Origin of the sequence: Janthinobacterium sp. BJB401 (genome assembly GCF_013372745.1) — a bacterium.
In the GTDB taxonomy this organism is placed as follows: domain Bacteria; phylum Pseudomonadota; class Gammaproteobacteria; order Burkholderiales; family Burkholderiaceae_D; genus Janthinobacterium; species Janthinobacterium rivuli.
On the sequence record NZ_JABXFH010000011.1, the window covers coordinates 87319 to 105792 of the forward strand.

An 18474-nucleotide genomic window follows, 5' to 3' on the forward strand; every position below is an offset into this window, starting at 1 on the left:
AAAGAAGCCTGCGCCGCCCGGCGCGGGCTTTTTTTTGCCTGCTGAAAGGCACGGCGCTGCGCTACAATCACTGCCCCGCCACCGCTATCTCCCCTGCCCCGATGTCCGCTCGCCTGCTGCGCCGCCTGTTGATCTTGCCCCTGCTGGCGTGCCAGCTGCACGCGTGCGCAGCCGCCCCATCGCCCCTGCTGTCCGACTACACGCACAACGCCTGGGGCGCCCTGCAAGGCGCGCCCGTCGATGTGCTGAAATTCGCCCAGGGCAAGGATGGCTGGCTGTGGATCGCCACAGCCACCGGCTTGTACCGCTATGACGGCGTGCGCTTCGACAGGGTCGACAGCGTGTACGGCCACCGCCTGCCGTCGAGCAATGTGCTGGGCCTGGCCACGCCGGCCGATGGCGCCGTGTGGGTCGGCTACCGCCTCGGCGGCGTCAGCGTCTTTCGCAAGGATGGCGCGCGCACCTACCGCGAGGCGGACGGCTTGCCGCCGGGCGCCGTGTTCCATATCGAGGCAGCGCCCGACGGCGCCATCTGGGTCGGCACGCGCGATGGCGCGGCGCGCCTGGCGCCCGGCGCGGACCGCTTCGTTGCGCAGGCGGCCAACGTGGGCCTGCCCGACAAGCGCGTCTACCAGATCCTGTTCGCCCGCGATGGCACGCAGTGGATGGGCACCATGCACGGCGCCTATTTCCGCAGGCCGGGCGAGACGCGCTTTTCCCACGCCTGGCCGCGCACCATCCTCACCGGCATGGATGAAGCGCCCGATGGCGCCATCTGGGCCGTCGACGCGCAAAGCAATTACTATCGCGTGCGCACCAGCGCGCCGCGCGGCGATGCACCCATCCGGCCCGACGCCAGGGGCAACAGCATCCGCTTCGACCGCGCCGGCACCATGTGGCTGATGCAGCCCGATGGCATCGAACGCAAATTCTCCCCTTCCGGCCCCAGTCTGCCGTCCCAGCGCCTGACGCGCCAGAACGGCATCAGCGGCCCGCTGCCGCAAACCTCGTTCCAGGACCGCGAAGGCAATCTGTGGTTCGGCACCTCGACGGGCCTGGACCGGCTGCGGCCGAACCGCCTGACAACCCTGAGCGTTGCCGTGCCCTTCGACCATCCCGGCATGCTGCCGGGGCCCGATGGCGACGTGTGGATCGGCGATTACGTCAGCGACGTGCGCAGCTTTACGGCCGACGGGATGAAAAAAGTGATCTTGAAGGGGGCGCTGGCGGCCAGCCACTGGGCGCCCGACGGCACGCTATGGCTGGGCAACGAGCAGGAACTCCACCATCGCGCGCGCAACGGCGTCATGACGCGCGTGATGACGCCCGTGCAGGGACTCGATCCGCAAGCGCTGCAGCAAGACCGCTCGGGCGCACTGTGGGCCTCGTTTTCCGGCGGTGGCCTGTTTCGCCTGAACGATGGAAAATGGATCGCCAACGGCGGCCTGTCCGGCCTGCCCGCGGTGCTGACGACGGCCATGGCGATGGATGGCGCCGGCACCGTCTGGCTGGGCCATGCCGACAATACGGTCAGCCTGGTGGCCGACGGCCAGCGCGCGGGCGCCGTCAAACGGCTCGGCGCGCCCGAGGGTCTGCAGGTGGGCACCGTGTTGCAGCTGTACCGCGATGGCGAGGCGATGTGGGCCGGCGGCGAAAACGGCGTGGCGCTGTACCGGGCCGGCCGCTTCCACACCTTGCGCGGCGCGCGCGGCGCGGCGTTTCGCGGCGTGTCGGGCATCGTTCGGCTGCCGGACGGCGACCTGTGGCTGCATGACGCGGAAGGCATTGCCCATATCGGCGCCGCCAGCCTGGCCGCATGGATGCGCGACGGTACCGCTGTTACCTCGGAACGCTTCGACGCGCTCGACGGCTTGCAGGGCCATGCCTCGCAGCTGCGCCCCGTGCCGTCGCTGATCCATGCGCCCGATGGCAAACTGTGGTTCTCCACCTCGGCCACCATCGGCATGCTCGACCCGCTGCACATCCGCCGCAACACCCTGGCGCCGCCCGTGCAGATCCACAGCTTGCTGGCCGATGGCGTGCGCTACGCGCTGGACGATGGCAAGCCGCTGCACCTGCCGCAGGGCAGCAAGTCCCTGCAGATCGGTTTCACGGCCCTGAGCCTGTCGATGCCGGAACGCGTGCGCCTGCGCTACCGGCTGGCGGGCGTGGACGCGGGCTGGCAGGAAGCCGTGGGACGCCGCGAAGCCTACTACACCAACCTCGCGCCCGGCAGCTACCGCTTCGAGGTCACGGCCGCCAACGAAGACGGCGTGTGGAACACGCAGGGGACGGGGCTAGACATCGTCATCGCACCCGCCTTCGTGCAAACGCCGTGGTTCATCGTGCTGCTGGCGCTGGGCGCCGCGCTGCTGCTGTATGGCGGCTATGTGCTGCGCATCCGCCACCTGACGCGCAATATGCAGGAACGGCTGCAGGAACGCTTGCAGGAGCGCCTGGCCGAACGCTCGCGCATCGCCCGCTCGCTGCACGACACCCTGCTGCAAAGCGTGCAAGGCTTGATCCTGTCGTTCCATGCGCATGCGGACATGCTGCCCAAGGGCACGCGCGAACGGGCGCGTCTCGACGGCACGCTCAACCTGGCGGACCAACTGCTGATCGAAGGCCGCGACCAGATCATGGACTTGCGCGCCTCGGCCGAACCGGATGAACTGCGCCTGGCGCTGCAGCAATTCGGCAAGGGCCTGGCCGAGCACCGCGCGCACGCGTTCACCGTGCATGTCAGCGGCATCTGCCGGCGCCTGCAGCCGCGCGTGCATGACGAAATCTATGCGATCGCGCGCGAAGCGCTGTTCAACGCCTCGCGCTATGCCGAGGCGGCCAACATCGTGCTGGAACTCGACTATGCGGAGCAGGCCTTCACCTTGCGCGTGCGCGACGACGGCTGCGGCCTCGACGACGCCGTGGCGCAAACGGGCCAGCGGCCCGGCCACTGGGGCCTGGTCGGCATGCGCGAGCGCGCCGCCGGCATCGCGGCCAGCCTGCGCATCGACAGCCGGCCCGGCGCCGGCACGCAGATCGAAGTGAGCGTGCCGGGCCGCCTGGCCTATTGACGCCGCTGGCAGGAAAGTGTTGTAGGATGCGCAAGAGCGCTGTCTTGCGCGCCAATCCCGCCACCACTCTGTCTGAAAGTACATCATGAAAAAATGCCTGCTTGCCCTGCTCGTGTTTGCCTCCGGTTCCGCCTTCGCCAACTCGGCTTGCGACACACCGCGCAACGACTTCGACGGCCTGTATTGCCTCAACAAGGTGTATCAGGAAGCGGACAAGGAACTCAACGCCAACTACAAAAAACTCGCCGCCCAGCTCGATGCCAGCGGCAAACAAAAGCTGAAATCGGGACAGCTGGCGTGGATAAGCAACCGCAACCAGAATTGCTCCAAGCGCGAATCGTCGGGCTTTTATGTGAACCTCGATTGCGCCACCCAGACCACCATCGAACGCGCGCAATTCCTGCAAGACCGCGTGCGCGAATGCACCAGCGCCGGCTGCCAGAACAGCAAACTGTGAACTGAACCTGCGCCAGCGCAAACGGGAGCGGGCGGCAAGCGCCCATACTGGCCGCTCCGATGTCTTTCCCGTTTGTGCCATGAGCAAACTCATCGATATTTCCCTGGACCAGTGGGACGCCAGCGGCAGCGCCGCGCAACAGGCGGCGGCGCTGCAGGCACTCGAAGACGGGCAAGTGCTGCTGCTGCCCCGCCTGGGCTTCTCGCTACGACAGGAAGAGCATGCCCTGCTGAACGGCGCGGCGGGTAGCGCCGGCAGCGCCAAGAACATCAGCTGGGAAGCGGCGCGCGGCGTGCGCGGCCACGGCGACGCCTGCGATGCGGTCCTGCTGGCCGCGCTGATGCAGCGCTATGCGCGGCACACGCAGCGCCTGCTGGGCGGCTTGCTGCCTGGCTATGTTCCCCATCTGCAGCAAGGCAAGGGCAGCTTTCGTCCCGTGGAAATCGCCGGCAGAGTCAGTTCCTGGCGCAAGGACGATACGCGCCTGCACGTCGACAGTTTTCCCTCCTCGCCCACGCAGGGCCGGCGCATCCTGCGCGTCTTCACCAACATTCATCCGCGCGACACGCCCCGCGTGTGGAAACTGGGCGCGCCATTCGAGCAGGTGGCGCAACATTTCTTGCCCGTCGCGAAGCGTCCGCAACCGGTGCTGGCAGCCCTGCTGCAATGGCTGGGCATCACCAAGTCGCGGCGCACGGCCTACGATCACTACATGCTGCAGTTGCACGACGCCATGAAGGCCGACCTCGGTTACCAGGCGCAGGTGGAACAACACACCCATGCGTTCGCGCCGGGCCAGACGTGGATCGTCTTCAGCGACGCCGTATCGCACGCGGCCCTGCGGGGACAGCATGCGCTGGAGCAAACCTGGCTGCTGCCCGTGCACGCCATGGCCGCCCCGCAGAAGTCGCCGCTGGCCATCCTCGAGCGCCAATTGCAACGTCCGCTGGCTTAGCCAGGTTCAGGCCGGCAAACGTGCCGCCTTGAAGCGCCGCCACGCCTTGTGCATGCGGCCATCGCTGCCCTGCGCCTGCGCGCGTGCCGCCAGATAGCCGCGCACGAAGGCCGCGTGCAGCCGCAGCCCGTCCTGGGTCGACTGATCAAGCTGGCCAGCCTGGTCAGCCTGAACTTCGGGCAATTGCTGCAGCAGCCGGTCGGCCACCTGCACATCGTTGAGCCAGCCCAGTTCATCCTGCAGGGCCGACAAGCGTCCCACATACGGTTTCACGGCCCGGCCCGCAAACAGCGAGGCAAAAAATTCCGTCGCGTAGCGCGTCTTCTTGGCCGCGATGCGCACCCGGTGGCGCTGCGGCGGCGTGGCATGCAGCAAGCCCTTGCCGCGCTTCATCAGGCGGCGCTGGTCCTTGCGCAGCGTGGCGCGGGCAAACGGCGAAACGCGCGCGTCCAGGCGCCGCAACTGGCGCACGGAGCAATTGTCGCGCCAGGCGCGCGCCTGCAGCCAGCGTTGCAAGCCCAGCATGCAGGCCGTGTAGCGCGCCGAGGTGACGGCCTGGGCCGCTTGCTCGTGCTTGAGGCGCGCCTGCGCGTGCGCCGCCTCGGCCAGCGCCGCCGCATCCGCCTGCGCCTCGCCGTCGAGTTGCGCCAGGGTATTGCCTGCCAACACATCCCAGTCGCGCGCCTCGCCCAGCGCGCCGCCCAGCCACTCGAGTTCGCCCTTCAAGGCGTCAGGCAAGGCCAGCAGGGACTTGAACATACCCAGCGCCGAACGCAAGCGGCGCAGGCCCACGCGCATCTGGTGCACGCTTTCCACGTCCTCGCCGCCCGCCACGCCATCCTGGTTGCCGCTGACTTGCTCCAGGCAATTGCCGGCGATGGCCAGGAATACCTGCTCCACGGACATGGCCGCGTCGAGCGCCAAAGGCTGCGCCTTGACCGCTTGCAAGGGATGCGATGCGGCCAGCCGGTAGCCGCGCTCCGCCTTGCTCATGTGGCCCAGCTGCAGCGGCACGTCCTGCAACAAGGCCAGCGCCACGTCGAACAGGCTGGCCGCCTGCCCCTGCTTCAACTCCAGCTCGATCTCGTTGACGGGCACAGTGCGGACGACGCTATCCGCCCCGTCCGCGCCGCTTTCAATGACACCCTGGTCCAGCACGCATTCGATCTCGTCGCCCTGCGGCGTGCGCAACTGCCATACGGTGCGCTCCATGCGCGTGGTAAACACGGGCCGCAAGGCGTCGCGGATGGCGTCCTGGCGCAGCAGCGCGCGGATGGGCTGCTTGCGGCCGATGGCCGCATCGAGCGCGGCCAGGTCCGGCTGCGGCCCGGGAACTTCGCCTTCCCATTCGTGGCGGCTGTGCAAGCCGCCGCTGACGGTACCGCCCGCCTTCAGGGTTTGCACCCAGCGCCCGTCCACCTGGCGCACGCGCAAGCCCGCCTGCTGGCGGCACAGCTGCAAATCGGGCGTGTCGACATAGATATCGTGCATCCGCAGCAGCTGCGGCTCACCTTGCGCATACTGCGCCAGCAGCGGGTGCGCGCGCAAACGGGGCACGTCTTGCGGTGCCAGCAACAATTTCAATTCGATTTCCATGACCGCTCCTTGCGAGACTCCTGAACGCCCATTGTAAGGCGCGTCCGGCCGCTCGCAAGGAGCACGCACACGGACCTTGATTTTGCGCGAAAATAAGCGCTTCATTCAACCAGGAGATGCCATGACCTACCACGCCGCCGAGAACCGCTACGACAGCATGCCATACCGCACCTGCGGGCGCAGCGGGCTGAAACTGCCGCTGCTGTCCCTGGGACTGTGGCATAACTTTGGCGACAGCAACAATCTGGCTTCCCAGCGCGACATGCTGCGCACGGCGTTTGACCTGGGCATCACGCATTTCGACCTGGCGAACAACTACGGCCCGCCGTATGGCAGCGCGGAAAGCAATTTCGGCAAGCTGCTGCGCGACGATTTTTTACCGTACCGCGATGAACTGATCATTTCCACCAAGGCGGGCTGGGACATGTGGCCAGGCCCGTACGGCCAAGGCGGTGGGTCGCGCAAATATGTGTTGGCCAGCCTGGACCAGAGCTTGCGGCGCCTGGGCCTCGATTACGTCGACATCTTTTACTCGCACCGTTACGACGCCGACACGCCGCTGGAAGAAACCATGGGCGCGCTGGCCACCGCCGTGCAGCAGGGCAAGGCGCTGTACGTGGGCCTGTCCTCGTATTCGCCGCAAAAAACGGCCGAGGCGGCCGCCCTGCTGAAGGAATGGAAAGTACCGTGCCTGATCCACCAGCCAGCCTACAACATGCTCAACCGCTGGATCGAGGAAGATGGCTTGCTCGATACCCTGCAGCAAGAAGGCATAGGCTGCATCACGTTCACGGCGCTGGCGCAGGGGCTGCTCAGCGACAAGTACCTCGATGGCGTGCCGCAGGATGCCCGCGTCAACCGCCCCGGCGGCGGTTCGCTGACGCAACAGCACCTGAGCGCGGAAAACCTGGCCCGCGTGCGCGCACTGAACCAGATCGCCGCGCAGCGGGGGCAAACCCTGGCGCAGATGGCGCTGGCCTGGGTGTTGCGCGATCCCCGCGTCACCTCGACCCTGATCGGCGCGAGCAGCAGCGCGCAAATCCGCGAAAACGTGGCCGCGCTGCAGCAGCTGTCGTTCACGGCCGACGAGCTGGCCGCCATCGACGTGCAGGCGCGCGAAGGCCATATCAACCTGTGGGAAGGTCCGTCGCGGGCCACCTGATCACCCGTCCTGCGCTTGTGGCGGCGGCAGCGGGCAGGTAGACTGCCGCCGCCTTTCAACATTTACCACAAGGTTCCATGCAAGCCATCCACGCCATCGCCCTCTGCCTGCTGCTGTCCTGCGCGGCCAACGTCCGCGCAGCCAATTATTGCGACTCGCCGCGCTGGTCGATCGTGCACAACAAGAGCTACGACGAGGTGATGAAGATCGCCACGAAGCGCGACAAGATCCGCGACGCCGAATGCAGTTTTACCGATGTGATCCTGAGAATCCAGAACGAGGAGGCGGGCATCGGGCGCTATCCGGGCATCCTGCTGATCGCCGACGCGCAGGATGAACGTTTCGTCGTCACCAGCCGCGTCGGCGCCTACACCATCTTCAGCTACCGCTACAACGACCAGCGCCTGCTGCAGTTTGCCATGCAGGACCACAGCTGGGAGGAAGGCGAAGCGTTTCAGGCCGGCGCCTACAAGATTACCGGCATCAAGGAATTCAAGACCCTCACGGGCTTCCCCGCCACCTTGCTGGTGGTCAAGACTTTCCAGTTTTACGGGCCTAAATAAGGCGGCAGCAACGCGCCCAGTTCCTGCGCGACTTGCCGGCGCCGTTCCGGCGTGGCAAAGACGCCCACCGCCACATGCCGGGTAGCATCACGCATATCGTTGATGTGTATCAATTGGCGCGGCCCTTGCGGCACGGCGATGCGCGTGCACGACGGCGCAAAGTGGTGGCGCCGGCGGCGCCCGGCGCTGACCTGTTCGATGATCAGCTCGCCGTCGCGCAAGGCGATGTGGTCATAGTCGCGCGCATGGCGCAGGTAATGCAGCAGAGCGGCGGCCACCAGGATCAATTCGGCGAACGAAAAAACGGGGATGTACCAGAGTCCGCGCAGTGCAAAGGCGGCGGCAATGACGAGGGAAAACAGGCATAGCAAGCCGTAGGCGCGCAGCAACTGGCGCGCCGTCAAGGCACTGTGGCGCGCCAGCAGCCATTGCGGCTGCTCGCGCGAGTGATCGCGTGGCATGGCGTCTCCCGCACTATCGCTTTATCACCCATCACAATCACCGCAGCGGCACTTGCCGCCGCAGGGTCAGCCAGACCGTTCAGCCAGCTTGCGCCAGGCTCAGGCGCCCATGCGCACCAGCGCGTGGCCCACGTGCTGCCACCAGTGATCGCGCGACTTGACCTGTTTCAGGCAAGACGTGTCGATCTCCGCAGGAAACACATGATCCTGGCATGCCTTCGTTTCCAAGGCGTAGCGCTGGTTTTCCGCCGCTGCCAGGGCCACGACGAGCCAGAATCCCAGCGCCAGCAAGATCACCAGCAAACTCCAGGCCAGGTGATTGGTGTTACTTTTTTCGCCAAAAAACTCGCGCGGCCGCGTCTCGCGGTACATCGACATCAAGTCTTTTTCTTTCTCTTCCGACATCTGCGTTTGCATCCTCTGACATCCTATCCTGTGCCGGCCGGCTGGCCATGGCGGCGCGCACGCCGCCTTGCCCGCATTTTACGCTGATGCCGCAGGAGAGGCGGTAATTCATGGGGGCGATTCGCCACCACCTTCCTCCGCCGGCCGCACGGGCGCCATGCTTTCTATATGGTCGACGTCGATGTCGCCGCCATCGGGCGCCGTATTGCGCGGCTCCACGCCGGCCCGCTCACCGGTGCCGGCCGCATCGCTGTCGTTGTCGAGCTCTTCCGCATCCTGGCCGGGCACGCCCTGCATGTCGCTGCCGCTGTCGGAACTGTCGCTGGGGCCGAGCGCGCCCTTGCCATGGCCGCTGCCCAGGACGCGGTCGGGGATGACGGGCAAATTGTCCGGATCGAGTGTGCTGCCGCTCATGGTTGACTCCCGTTGAACAAAAAACCAGCTTACTCCCCTGGCCCGGCCAGCGGCGCACGCCTGCACCGCATTTTCCAAGGGGCAAATGCGGCGGCGCACAACTATTTTCATAAATTACTTCACAAATGTACTATTCATTGCTATAGTTAATTCAAGTAAGCATCTTCTCATCCAGAAACTGCTTCATCGCCGGCACGGCGCCCACCAGCGCCATGCCGACGAACCGACCGGTACGTGGCGATCCGGCCCATCCACCCAGCCATCATGCACATTTTGGAGTCTTATCATGCAAGCCAAATCACTCATCGCAGCATTGTTTGCCATCACCACCGCCACTTCGGCTTTCGCCCAAAGCGCCGCACCTGCCCCAACGGACAAGCAACTGACGCGCGAGCAAGTCACGGCCGAATACATCCGCGCCCGCAACGCCGGCGAAATCGCCACCAGCGAAGTCGACTACCCGAAAACGCCGGCCACCGCCGCCAGCCAGGTGACGCGCGAACAAGTCATGGCCGAGTTCTACGCCGCCCGCAAGGCAGGCCTGATCCCGCAAACGGAAGCGGACTTTGATATCGCGCATACGATCAAGCAGGTCGTGCAATAAGAAACCAGTCAGCCGGTTTCAGTCACACAGTAGTACACCTCAGTTGCGGCGCAGCACCCGGGCCTACCCCGGCCGGGCCACTCCCGGCGCTCACCGCGGCGAGCTGTCAGCATCGCCCCAATACCACCTTCCGGAGTTCCTGCATGTCCCTGCACCGCCGCTTGCTTGCCGCCAGCCTGATCCTTGCCTTGAGCGCTTGCGCCGACATGGGCCATATCGCGCCGCAATCGGCCATGCTCGACGCAAACAAACTGCAAGCGAGCCAGGCCATGGATGCCGCCGCCAGCGCCGCCATCGAATGGCCGCGCACGCAATGGTGGCAAGACTTGCATGACCCCCAATTGAACCATTTGATGGACCAGGCCCTGGCCGACAGCCCCACCCTGCGCGGCGCCCAGGCGCGCGTGCGCCAGGCCGAGGCGCTGGCCGGCGCGGCCGAAGACAAGTCCCGCCCGCAGGCCGACGCGGCCATCTCCATCAACCGCGAACTGTATTCCCAGCACGGCAGCACGCCGGCGCCGCTGGCCGGCAATTACGCATGGCGCAACCAGGCCACCGTCACGGCCTCGTACGACCTGGACCTGTGGGGCCGCAACCGCGCCGCCCTGTCCGCCGCCCTGGGCGACGTGCAAATGGCGTCGGCCGAATCGCAGATGGCCCGCCTGGCGCTGGAAACGGCGCTGGTGCGCACCTACATCCAGCTGTCGTATGAATTCCAGCTGCAGGATGTGATCGAACGCAGCCTGGCGCAGCGCGCCCGCATCCTCGACATCACGCGCCAGCGCAAGGCGGCCGGCATCGGCACGGACATTGACGTGGCGCAAATCGAAACCACCTTGCCGGCCGGCCGGCGCCAGCTGGAACAGTCGGCCGAATCGCTGGCCCTGCTGCGCAACCAGCTGGCCGCCCTGGCAGGCAAGGGTCCGGCCGCCGGTGCGGCGCTCACGCGCCCCGTGCTGCGCCTGGACCAGCCGCTGGCCATTCCCGCCGCCCTGCCGGCCGAGCTGATCGGCCGCCGTCCCGACATCGCCGCCCAACGCTGGCGAGTGGAAGCGGCGGCGCAGCGCATCGATGCGGCCAAAGCCGAGTTCTACCCGAACGTCAACCTGGTGGCCTTCGCCGGCTTCCAGGCATTTGGCTTCAGCCATTTTCTCGACGCCAATTCGGACATTCGCGGCGTCTCGCCCGCGCTGAGCCTGCCCATCTTTGCCGGCGCCCGTTTGCGCGCCCAGCTGGGCAGCCAGACGGCCGTGTATGACGGCGCCGTGGAGCAGTACAACGCCACCGTCATCAACGCCATGTCGGACGTGGCCAATGCCGTCACCCGCGCCCAGTCGCTGGCCAAACAGCACCAGCTGACCGTGCAGGCGCTGGCGACGGCGCAGCGCGCGCGCGACCTGGCGGAAAAGGCCTACAAGGCGGGCATGAGCGACGCCATCGCCATGCTCAACACGCAAGTGGCGCTGCTGGCGGAAGAACAGCAGCAGGCGCAGAATGGGGCGCGCGAGCTCGATCTGTACGTTTCCTTGATGAATGCGTTAGGAGGCGGCATCTGAGCTTGCAATCCTGGCATTGCCTTAGCCCAACAAGATACAATCGGAACTTTATTCACACATGAAGGAATATGACATGACCGCTTTTGACGCCACCTCCAAGCGGCTGCAAAACATCCGCACGCGCATGCCAGGCTTCCCCATGGAACTGATGCGTTTATTGCGCATGACGTACCACATTCAAAAAGGCATGAAGGACCTGACCAACGCGGCGCTGAAAAAGCACGACCTGGTCGATGCCAGTTACATGGTGCTGGCCGTGCTGTACGGCACGGACGACGAAACCTCGAACGCCTGCACCCTGGGCATGGCCTGCCATGAAAAGCCGGCCAACCTGACGCGCGTGTGCAACGACCTGGAAACGCGCGGCCTGATCCACCGCGGCACGCGCCCCGGCGACCGCCGCTCGGTGATGATCTCGCTGACCGACAAGGGCCGCGCGCTGATCGAAACGGCGCTGCCCGACGTGTACCAGGAAACCTCGGCACTGTACGAAGGCTTCACGGAAGAAGAGCTGCAAGTGCTCGACAAGCTGTACATGCGCCAGCTGCGCAATTTGAACAATCTCAACAACCAGAACTGATAGCCTATCGATGACGCCAGCCACAGCAACAACACCTACGCACGGCCCCCTGAGCCGGGCGGCCCACTGGCTGGCGCTGGCGCTGCAGGACTGGCGCGCGACGGAAGGCGAGCGCTGGATCTACGTCGGCAAGACCCTCATCGCCGCATTCTGCGCCCTGTGGCTGGCCTACCGCCTGGGCCTCGATTCGCCCAGCACGGCGATGACCACCACCATCATCCTGGCCCTGCCCAGCAGCGGCATGGTGCTGGAAAAAAGCTTTTACCGCCTGTGCGGCACCCTGCTCGGCTGCACGGCCGCGCTGACCCTGATCGGCCTGTTCCCGCAGCAGCCCGTGCTGCTGTTCGCCGGCCTGGCCCTGTGGGTGGGCCTGTGCACGAGCGGCTCGGCCCTGCACCGCAACGCCCAGTCATATGTGTACGTGCTGGCCGGCTACACGGCCTGCATGATCGTCTTGCCCGCCATCGAGCAGCCGATGCAGGTGTTTTCGCTGGCCGTCACGCGCGTGGCTGAAGTGAGCCTGGGCATCATCTGCTCGGCGGCCGTCTCCAGCGTGCTGCTGCCACGCCATCAGGGCACGCAGGTGATGCGCACGGTGCAGGCGCGCTACGGCAAATTCCTCACCTTTTGCCAGGACGTGCTGCAGCAAAAGCTCACGCCGGCGCAGGTGGAACTGACGCATCTGCAGTTTGCCGCCGACGTGGCGGCGCTGGAACTGGGGCGCTCGGCCGCCCTGTTCGAAGTCACCAGCAAAGTGGGCCACGTGCGCGCACAAAACCGCAAGCTGCACGCCTTCAACGCCACCTTCATGACGGCGCTGACCACCTTCTATACCTTCCACCGCCTGTTCGACCGCCTGCAGCGCGATGGCGAAACCCAGGTCATGCAGGCCTGCGCGCCCCTGTACGCCATCGTCGCCGAAGCGCTGCAAACGACGCCGTCGCAAGATTCGCTCGACACCATGCAGCGGCATCTGCAAACGGCGCTGGGCCAGGCCCGCGCGGACATCGACGGCGCGGCCATCGCGCATGCGCAGCGCATCGATTTCGACACCGTGTGCGAACTGCTCGAACGCTTCGCGCGCGACATCAGCCGCTTTCACGAAGTGTATTTCAGCCTCGTGCACGACACGCCGCTCGATGTGAGCACGCCGCAGGCGTATGCGCCGAAGACGCCGCCCGCGCTGGTGCTCGCCAGCGGCGCACGCGCCGGCATCAGCCTGGCCCTGCTGGCGCTGGGCGCCTATTTCCTCGCGTGGCCCTATGCCAGCACGGCGATGCTGATGGCGGCCGTGTTCTGCGCGCTGGCCTCGTCCTCGCCGCGCCCCATCCTGATGATCCGGCAAGTGCTGGCAGGCTTCCTCATCGCCATGCCGCTGTCGCTCGTCTGCGTGTATTTCGTGCTGGTGCACGGCGACGGCTTCCCCATGCTGGTCCTCAGCTTTGCGCCGTTTCTGGCCGTCGGCCTGTACCTGATGACCAATCCCGCCAAGCTGGGCGTGGGCCTGGGCGTGTCGACCTTCATCACGCAGATGGCGCCAACGAATGTGATGCACGTCGATGGCGCGGCCTTTTTGAACACGGGCATGGCACTGATCGTGGGACTGATGCTGGCCGCCCTCGTATTTGCCGTGCTGCTGCCCGAGCACACGATGGGCCACAAGGACCACATCGGCCGGGCCCTGTGGCGCGAAGCGCTGCATGCATGCACGGCGCCCGCGCGCCGTGTAAAACACCGCTTCGACAACCGCGTGCGCGACTTGCTCAGCCAGCTCAATGCGGCGGCCGGACCGGCGCCGGGCGAGGCCACGCGCGCCGTCGTGCGCCAGGCCCTGACCCTGCTGGAAATCGGCCATTCCGTGATCGAATTGCGTGAACTGATCGCCACCGCCCGGCCAGGCGCCACGCCTCACGCGCTGCAACAGTGCGTGGATCACATCGCCACCTGGCTGCGCACGCGCAGCGACCCTGCACTGCAGGCGGCCCTGGCGGCCACCCTGCAGGCGGGCGCCGTCGTGCGCGTGGCGCAAACGGAAGCGGGTACGACGCAAGAACGCAAGCAGGAGCAAGACCTGCGCCTGCAGACGGCGCTGGCCGACCTGCATTCGATCTACACCTCATTGCTCGACCATATGGCGCCTGGCGCCGGAGACCACCATGCCGCGTGAATTCGCCCTGTTCGGAATTCTGATTCCTACCCTGCTGCCCCTGTTCCTCCTCAGCATAGCCCTGCAAACCCTGCTTGACCGCGTGCTGGGCTGGCTGGGCGTGTACCGCATGGTGTGGCACCCGTCGCTGGCGCGGCTATGCATCTTCATCGCCATCTTCGGCGCGCTGGCTTTATCGCTTTACAAATAAAAAAAACTGTTCAACCCCATCAAGGAAAGGCTGCCACCATGGTAAGCAAACTGACCCGCTATGCAATCACCGTGCTGCTATTGGCCGCAGCCCTGTGGACAGGCAAGACCGTCTGGGACCGCTACATGGAGTCGCCGTGGACGCGCGACGGCCGCATCAAGGCCGACATCGTCAACATCAGCGCCGACGTGGCCGGCACCGTCACGGACGTGCTGGTGCGCGACAATCAGGTGGTGCAGAAGGGAGATATCCTGTTCGTCGTCGACAAGGAACGCTATGCCAGCGCACTGGCGCAGGCCGACGCCGTGCTGGCCGCGCAAAAAACAGAAATGGGCCGCCGCGGCAAGGAAGCCCAGCGCCGCGCAGGCCTGGACGCCAGCATCATCTCGACGGAAAGCCGCGAAAGCGCCGCCTTTGCCGCCAGCTCGGCCACCTCGCAAGTGCAGGCCGCCGTGGCCGCCCGCACGCTGGCGCAACTGAACCTGGAGCGCACCACCGTGCGCGCCCCCGTCAGCGGCTACGTGACGAACCTGAACGTGCACAAGGGCGACTTCGCCGCCGTCGGCGCGGCCAAGCTGGCCGTCATCGACAGCGCCTCCTACTACGTCGTCGGCTACTTCGAAGAGACCAAACTGGGCATGCTGGCGCAGGACGACAAGGCGGAAATGAACCTGATGAGCGGCGGTACCCTGCATGGCCACATCGAAAGCATCGCGCGCGGCATCACCGACCGCGACGCCGCCACGGGCCGCGAACTGCTGGCCGACGTCAACCCCACCTTCAACTGGGTGCGCCTGGCGCAGCGCGTGCCTGTGCGCATCCACATCGACGAGCAGCCGAAGGGACAATTGCTGGTGGCCGGCACCACGTGTACCGTGGTGATCACGCCGCATTCGGCAGCGGCGCCGAAGCCAGCAGCGACCGCGCACCCCGCATGAGCCGCGGCGGCGCCGGGCGCCTGGCGGAAATCGCCCTGTTCCTCGACGCCGCGGCGCTGGGCAGCTTTTCCGCGGCCGGCCGCAAGCACGGCCTGTCGCCGGCCGCCGCCAGCGCCGCCATCGCGCGCCTGGAAACGGCGCTGGGCGCCACCCTGTTCGAACGCACCACGCGCCAGCTGCGCCTGACGGATGAAGGTGTGCACTACCGCCGCTACAGCGAACAGGCGCTGGACTTGCTGGCGCAGGCCGAAGACGGCTTGCATGCGGGCGACGGCGCCGTGCGCGGCCTGGTGCGCATCTCGGCGCCGTCCGACATCGGCCGCCAGCTGCTGCTGCCGATGCTCGACCGCTTTGCCGCGCTGCACCCGCAAGTGCGCCATGCGCTGACCCTGACGGACGCCACGGCCGACCTGGTGCAGGACGACGTCGACCTGGCCATCCGCTACGGCGAGCTGCCCGACAGCGACATGGTGGCGCGCCTGCTGCACCCGGGCCGGCGCGTCGTGTGCGTGGCGCCCGCGCTGGCCGCCAGGGTCGGCGTGCCAGCCGCGCCGCGCGACCTGGCGTCGCTGCCAACCCTCGTGCTCATGGCCGGCGACGGCGCGCCACAGGAATGGCGCTACTGCGAAAACGGCAAGCGCCACGGCCTGCGCCTGCAAGGGGAATGGCACAGCAACGACGGTGAAATCATCCGCCGCTGGGCCGTGGCCGGCCATGGCTATGCCTACAAATCCCTGCTCGACATCAGCGACGACCTGCGCGCGGGGCGCCTGCAGACGGTGCTCGACGATTACTTTGCCGACAGTGTCCCCCTGAACCTGCTGTACCGGCGCAGCCGCTTCCAGGCGCCGCGCATCACCCTGCTGGCCGAGTTCCTGCTGCAGCAGTTCGCCGCGCTGCAAGTCTGAAGGCCGCCCTTACTGCGCCAGCACGCCCAGCTGGCGCAGCAGGGTCAGATTATCTTCCAGGTGCCAGTTGTCGCTGATGCGCCCCTGCGCGTTCACTCGGTACAGGTCGAACGCATGGAAATCGATGGCTTGCCCCTGGCCGCGCAGCTCGCCCTGCGGCGTGGGGAAGACGCCGGTGAAATGGCCCGTGAAATGCAGGCGCAGGCTGACCCGGTCGCCCGCCACCAGCATCTCCTCGATGGCGACTTTCAAATCCGGCACGGCCGCATGGAACACTTGCGAGGCCTGCAGCGGGCCGGCCAGGCCCTGCGGACGGCCGGCGGGCAAGGTGCGGTCAATAAAATCGTCGGCCAGCGCCAGCCGCGCCAGGGCCGGGTCGCCGCTCTGCCAGAACGCGGCGTAGCGGCGCGCGGCCAGCGCCGTTGTATCCGTGGCGGTGGCGCCGGACAGGTGGGCCGGCATGGGCAAATCCATGGCGGCATGGGCTGGCGCGGCGCCCAGCAGCGACAGGGCCAGGAGGGCGGGGGCAAAAACGGAGGCGGAAGCAGATACGGGCATGATGAATCCAGGTTGGTTGATCGGCGTGCACATGACACACCGCCATTCTGGACTCGCTTGCCCTGCTTGATAATTGGCCCCGCGCTTGAATCAGTCGCTCGCCAAATTTGAAAATGAGTTGAAAATCAGCGCCCGCCCGCCACGTCGAGGATGCTGCCCGTCACATAGGTCGCGCCCGGTCCCAGCAGGTACAAAATGGCGTCGGCGATTTCTTCCGGCTCACCGCCGCGCTGCATCGGTACGCCGGGCGCCAGGCGCGCCACCCTTCCCGGCTCGCCGCCGGAAGCGTGGATCTCCGTATGGATGATGCCGGGCCGCACGCCGTTGACGCGGATGCCTTCGGCCGCCACTTCCTTCGCCAGGCCGAGGGTCAGGGTATCGACGGCGCCTTTCGAAGCCGCGTAATCGATGTATTCGTTCGGGGAGCCGATGCGCGCGGCCGCCGACGACACATTCACGATGCGCCCGCCCTGCCCGCCATGGGCCGTCGACATGCGCCGCACGGCCTGCTGGCAGCACAGGAAATAACTGATCACGTTGGTGCGCAGCACACGTTCCAGGCGCTGCGCGGACATGTCGGTCAGCCGGCATTTCTGCTCCAGCACGCCCACATTGTTGACCAGCGCCGTGAGTGTCCCCAGGCGCGCATCGATTTCGCCGAACAAGCGCGCCACGTGCGCTTCGTCGCTGACGTCGGCCTGCACGGCGATGGCCTCGCCCCCGTCGGCCACGATGCGCGCGCACAGCGCCTCGGCCGCCTGCGCATCGCGCACATAGTTAATGCACACGGCATAGCCCTGGCGCGCCGCCAGCAGCGCCGTCGCCGCACCGATGCCGCGGCTGCTACCGGTAATCAAGATCACTTCCTTCATTGCCCCTCCTGGCTGGTTGTGTCTTCATCATACGCGGACGAAAAAAAACCCGCGCGCGGCGGGTTTTCATGCTGACGCATTCAGTTTCGGAAGTGCGTCATGGCGTAGCTCAGATGCTGCCACCAGTGCTCGCGCGACCGCACGGACGCCAGGCATTTCGCGTCGACCTCGTTCTTGAACGCGGGGTCCACGCACGCCTTGGTGACCAGCGCATTGCGCTGGTTTTCCACGCTGACGACGGCGATCGCCAGCCACGCCACGAGGGCGAAGGCCAGCACGCACAGGGTCCAGGGCAGCTGTTTCATGATGCGCTCCGCTTACTTCTTCGCCGGCGCCGGGGCGCGCTCTTTCAGCACGCGCGCCACCAGTTCATCCATCACGCGCAGGGTCGCTGTCTGGGTTTGCGGCTCGGACTGGCCCGGACGCGACAGCTGCGCCGGCGACGTGACGAAGCGGCCATCGATGACGATGGTCGGCGCGCTGTCGATCTTGCTGGCGGTGATCAGCTGTTCGTTGCGTTTCAGCTTGGTCTGCACGCCGAAGGAATTGAACATGTCCAGGTATTTCGCCTTGTCGATGCCGTTCTTCACCAGCAGGTCGAGGATGGCGTCATCGCGGTTCAGGCGGTTGCGCTCGACGTGGATGGCGCGGAAGATCTTGTCGTGGAACTGGTCCAGCTGGCCCATCGCTTCCAAGGTGGCATAGGCGTGCGCCTGCGAGTCTTTCGGGCCGGTGGCAGCCAGGTGGACGCGGCGGAAGGCGATCTTGTCGCCCTGCTTCTTGACCCAGTCGTGCATCAGCGGATCGAGCGCGTAGCAATGCGGGCACGAATACATGAAGTACTCGACCACTTCCACCTTCTTGCCCGTGTCCGTACGCACTGGCGTCGTGAGCGTGGTAAAGCCGGTATCGGCCGCCATGGCGCCGCCGGTGGCCGCCACCAGGGTGACGGCGGCAAGCAGGGGACGCAAGAAACGCAGAAAACGCATAATAATCCTTCATCATAAAGTGGTC

Annotated in this window: 20 protein-coding genes; 12 read left to right on the forward strand and 8 right to left on the reverse strand. The window is 66.3% G+C overall.

The features are described 5' to 3' along the window. Nucleotides 1-101: 101 nt before the first annotated feature. From HWE17_RS10065 to HWE17_RS10075, 3 genes are all read left to right on the forward strand, one after another. Nucleotides 102-3074 (forward strand): sensor histidine kinase, encoded by a 2973-nt coding sequence (locus HWE17_RS10065; protein ID WP_176388674.1) that lies wholly within the window; start codon nucleotides 102-104, stop codon nucleotides 3072-3074. Between the two features lie 85 nt (nucleotides 3075-3159). After that, entirely contained in the window at nucleotides 3160-3531 is a 372-nt protein-coding gene (locus tag HWE17_RS10070; protein WP_176388675.1) for a lysozyme inhibitor LprI family protein, read from the forward strand. 79 nt (nucleotides 3532-3610) lie between these two features. Next, nucleotides 3611-4486 carry a Kdo hydroxylase family protein gene (locus tag HWE17_RS10075; RefSeq protein ID WP_176388676.1) on the forward strand — a complete coding sequence of 292 codons (876 nt, stop codon included), beginning with the start codon at nucleotides 3611-3613 and terminating at the stop codon, nucleotides 4484-4486. Nucleotides 4487-4492: 6 nt separating this feature from the next. Here HWE17_RS10075 and HWE17_RS10080 read toward each other — a convergent pair whose 3' ends face one another. Beyond that, nucleotides 4493-6082 carry a CYTH and CHAD domain-containing protein gene (locus HWE17_RS10080; RefSeq protein ID WP_176388677.1) on the reverse strand — a complete coding sequence of 530 codons (1590 nt, stop codon included), beginning with the start codon at nucleotides 6080-6082 and terminating at the stop codon, nucleotides 4493-4495. 121 nt (nucleotides 6083-6203) lie between these two features. Here HWE17_RS10080 and mgrA point away from each other — a divergent pair, with 121 nt between their 5' ends. Next, nucleotides 6204-7244, forward strand: a complete 1041-nt coding sequence (mgrA, locus tag HWE17_RS10085) for an L-glyceraldehyde 3-phosphate reductase (protein ID WP_176388678.1) — start codon at nucleotides 6204-6206, stop codon at nucleotides 7242-7244. A gap of 77 nt (nucleotides 7245-7321) precedes the next feature. Further along, complete coding sequence (locus HWE17_RS10090) at nucleotides 7322-7807, forward strand: hypothetical protein (protein ID WP_099400988.1); 486 nt, start codon at nucleotides 7322-7324, stop codon at nucleotides 7805-7807. Here the strand turns inward: HWE17_RS10090 and HWE17_RS10095 are convergent. The 3 genes from HWE17_RS10095 to HWE17_RS10105 all read right to left on the reverse strand — a co-directional run bounded on the left by HWE17_RS10095 (nucleotide 7792) and on the right by HWE17_RS10105 (nucleotide 9087). Further along, complete coding sequence (locus tag HWE17_RS10095) at nucleotides 7792-8268, reverse strand: DUF2244 domain-containing protein (RefSeq protein WP_176388679.1); 477 nt, start codon at nucleotides 8266-8268, stop codon at nucleotides 7792-7794. The two genes, HWE17_RS10090 and HWE17_RS10095, sit on opposite strands and share 16 nt — an antisense overlap. Before the next feature lie 99 nt (nucleotides 8269-8367). Then, nucleotides 8368-8685 (reverse strand): hypothetical protein, encoded by a 318-nt coding sequence (locus HWE17_RS10100; RefSeq protein WP_099400986.1) that lies wholly within the window; start codon nucleotides 8683-8685, stop codon nucleotides 8368-8370. 96 nt (nucleotides 8686-8781) lie between these two features. After that, nucleotides 8782-9087 (reverse strand): hypothetical protein, encoded by a 306-nt coding sequence (locus HWE17_RS10105; protein WP_176388680.1) that lies wholly within the window; start codon nucleotides 9085-9087, stop codon nucleotides 8782-8784. Between the two features lie 286 nt (nucleotides 9088-9373). Here HWE17_RS10105 and HWE17_RS10110 point away from each other — a divergent pair, with 286 nt between their 5' ends. The 7 genes from HWE17_RS10110 (at nucleotide 9374) to HWE17_RS10140 (ending at nucleotide 16030) form a co-directional block, all read left to right on the forward strand. Continuing rightward, nucleotides 9374-9691, forward strand: coding sequence for a DUF4148 domain-containing protein (locus HWE17_RS10110; protein WP_158300054.1), 318 nt, complete (start codon nucleotides 9374-9376; stop codon nucleotides 9689-9691). Nucleotides 9692-9834: 143 nt separating this feature from the next. After that, nucleotides 9835-11247 (forward strand): efflux transporter outer membrane subunit, encoded by a 1413-nt coding sequence (locus tag HWE17_RS10115; RefSeq protein WP_176388681.1) that lies wholly within the window; start codon nucleotides 9835-9837, stop codon nucleotides 11245-11247. 73 nt (nucleotides 11248-11320) lie between these two features. After that, entirely contained in the window at nucleotides 11321-11827 is a 507-nt protein-coding gene (locus tag HWE17_RS10120) for a MarR family winged helix-turn-helix transcriptional regulator (protein WP_046682655.1), read from the forward strand. A 10-nt stretch (nucleotides 11828-11837) separates the two neighbouring features. After that, nucleotides 11838-13994 carry an FUSC family protein gene (locus HWE17_RS10125; RefSeq protein ID WP_255206186.1) on the forward strand — a complete coding sequence of 719 codons (2157 nt, stop codon included), beginning with the start codon at nucleotides 11838-11840 and terminating at the stop codon, nucleotides 13992-13994. Continuing rightward, nucleotides 13984-14184 carry a DUF1656 domain-containing protein gene (locus tag HWE17_RS10130; RefSeq protein WP_034751763.1) on the forward strand — a complete coding sequence of 67 codons (201 nt, stop codon included), beginning with the start codon at nucleotides 13984-13986 and terminating at the stop codon, nucleotides 14182-14184. Before HWE17_RS10125 ends, HWE17_RS10130 begins: the two co-directional genes overlap by 11 nt. Nucleotides 14185-14222: 38 nt before the next feature. Next, nucleotides 14223-15122, forward strand: a complete 900-nt coding sequence (locus tag HWE17_RS10135) for an efflux RND transporter periplasmic adaptor subunit (RefSeq protein WP_176388682.1) — start codon at nucleotides 14223-14225, stop codon at nucleotides 15120-15122. Continuing rightward, entirely contained in the window at nucleotides 15053-16030 is a 978-nt protein-coding gene (locus HWE17_RS10140) for a LysR substrate-binding domain-containing protein (protein ID WP_369681718.1), read from the forward strand. The genes HWE17_RS10135 and HWE17_RS10140 overlap by 70 nt, the downstream gene beginning before the upstream one ends. A gap of 9 nt (nucleotides 16031-16039) precedes the next feature. Here the strand turns inward: HWE17_RS10140 and HWE17_RS10145 are convergent, their stop codons facing one another. From HWE17_RS10145 to HWE17_RS10160, 4 genes are all read right to left on the reverse strand, one after another. Further along, nucleotides 16040-16588 (reverse strand): ester cyclase, encoded by a 549-nt coding sequence (locus HWE17_RS10145; RefSeq protein WP_176388683.1) that lies wholly within the window; start codon nucleotides 16586-16588, stop codon nucleotides 16040-16042. Nucleotides 16589-16713: 125 nt separating this feature from the next. Then, nucleotides 16714-17460: an SDR family oxidoreductase gene (locus tag HWE17_RS10150; protein WP_176388684.1), complete on the reverse strand. Its 747-nt coding sequence runs from the start codon at nucleotides 17458-17460 to the stop codon at nucleotides 16714-16716. Between the two features lie 80 nt (nucleotides 17461-17540). Next, complete coding sequence (locus HWE17_RS10155) at nucleotides 17541-17765, reverse strand: hypothetical protein (protein WP_176388685.1); 225 nt, start codon at nucleotides 17763-17765, stop codon at nucleotides 17541-17543. Between the two features lie 12 nt (nucleotides 17766-17777). Further along, nucleotides 17778-18449 carry a thiol:disulfide interchange protein DsbA/DsbL gene (locus HWE17_RS10160; RefSeq protein ID WP_166447600.1) on the reverse strand — a complete coding sequence of 224 codons (672 nt, stop codon included), beginning with the start codon at nucleotides 18447-18449 and terminating at the stop codon, nucleotides 17778-17780. Nucleotides 18450-18474 lie beyond the last annotated feature (25 nt).

Excerpts from the sequence above, each read along its gene's own strand:
- HWE17_RS10110 (WP_158300054.1), top strand. The coding sequence starts at position 9,374 with ATGCAAGCCAAATCACTCATCGCAGCATTGTTTGCCATCACCACCGCC.
- HWE17_RS10135 (WP_176388682.1), top strand. The coding sequence starts at position 14,223 with ATGGTAAGCAAACTGACCCGCTATGCAATCACCGTGCTGCTATTGGCC.
- HWE17_RS10130 (WP_034751763.1), top strand. The coding sequence starts at position 13,984 with ATGCCGCGTGAATTCGCCCTGTTCGGAATTCTGATTCCTACCCTGCTG.
- HWE17_RS10120 (WP_046682655.1), top strand. The coding sequence starts at position 11,321 with ATGACCGCTTTTGACGCCACCTCCAAGCGGCTGCAAAACATCCGCACG.
- HWE17_RS10115 (WP_176388681.1), top strand. The coding sequence starts at position 9,835 with ATGTCCCTGCACCGCCGCTTGCTTGCCGCCAGCCTGATCCTTGCCTTG.
- HWE17_RS10100 (WP_099400986.1), bottom strand. The coding sequence starts at position 8,685 with ATGCAAACGCAGATGTCGGAAGAGAAAGAAAAAGACTTGATGTCGATG.
- HWE17_RS10065 (WP_176388674.1), top strand. The coding sequence starts at position 102 with ATGTCCGCTCGCCTGCTGCGCCGCCTGTTGATCTTGCCCCTGCTGGCG.
- HWE17_RS10145 (WP_176388683.1), bottom strand. The coding sequence starts at position 16,588 with ATGCCCGTATCTGCTTCCGCCTCCGTTTTTGCCCCCGCCCTCCTGGCC.
- HWE17_RS10080 (WP_176388677.1), bottom strand. The coding sequence starts at position 6,082 with ATGGAAATCGAATTGAAATTGTTGCTGGCACCGCAAGACGTGCCCCGT.
- HWE17_RS10150 (WP_176388684.1), bottom strand. The coding sequence starts at position 17,460 with ATGAAGGAAGTGATCTTGATTACCGGTAGCAGCCGCGGCATCGGTGCG.
- HWE17_RS10070 (WP_176388675.1), top strand. The coding sequence starts at position 3,160 with ATGAAAAAATGCCTGCTTGCCCTGCTCGTGTTTGCCTCCGGTTCCGCC.
- HWE17_RS10075 (WP_176388676.1), top strand. The coding sequence starts at position 3,611 with ATGAGCAAACTCATCGATATTTCCCTGGACCAGTGGGACGCCAGCGGC.
- HWE17_RS10090 (WP_099400988.1), top strand. The coding sequence starts at position 7,322 with ATGCAAGCCATCCACGCCATCGCCCTCTGCCTGCTGCTGTCCTGCGCG.
- HWE17_RS10160 (WP_166447600.1), bottom strand. The coding sequence starts at position 18,449 with ATGCGTTTTCTGCGTTTCTTGCGTCCCCTGCTTGCCGCCGTCACCCTG.
- HWE17_RS10095 (WP_176388679.1), bottom strand. The coding sequence starts at position 8,268 with ATGCCACGCGATCACTCGCGCGAGCAGCCGCAATGGCTGCTGGCGCGC.
- HWE17_RS10155 (WP_176388685.1), bottom strand. The coding sequence starts at position 17,765 with ATGAAACAGCTGCCCTGGACCCTGTGCGTGCTGGCCTTCGCCCTCGTG.
- HWE17_RS10125 (WP_255206186.1), top strand. The coding sequence starts at position 11,838 with ATGACGCCAGCCACAGCAACAACACCTACGCACGGCCCCCTGAGCCGG.
- mgrA (WP_176388678.1), top strand. The coding sequence starts at position 6,204 with ATGACCTACCACGCCGCCGAGAACCGCTACGACAGCATGCCATACCGC.
- HWE17_RS10105 (WP_176388680.1), bottom strand. The coding sequence starts at position 9,087 with ATGAGCGGCAGCACACTCGATCCGGACAATTTGCCCGTCATCCCCGAC.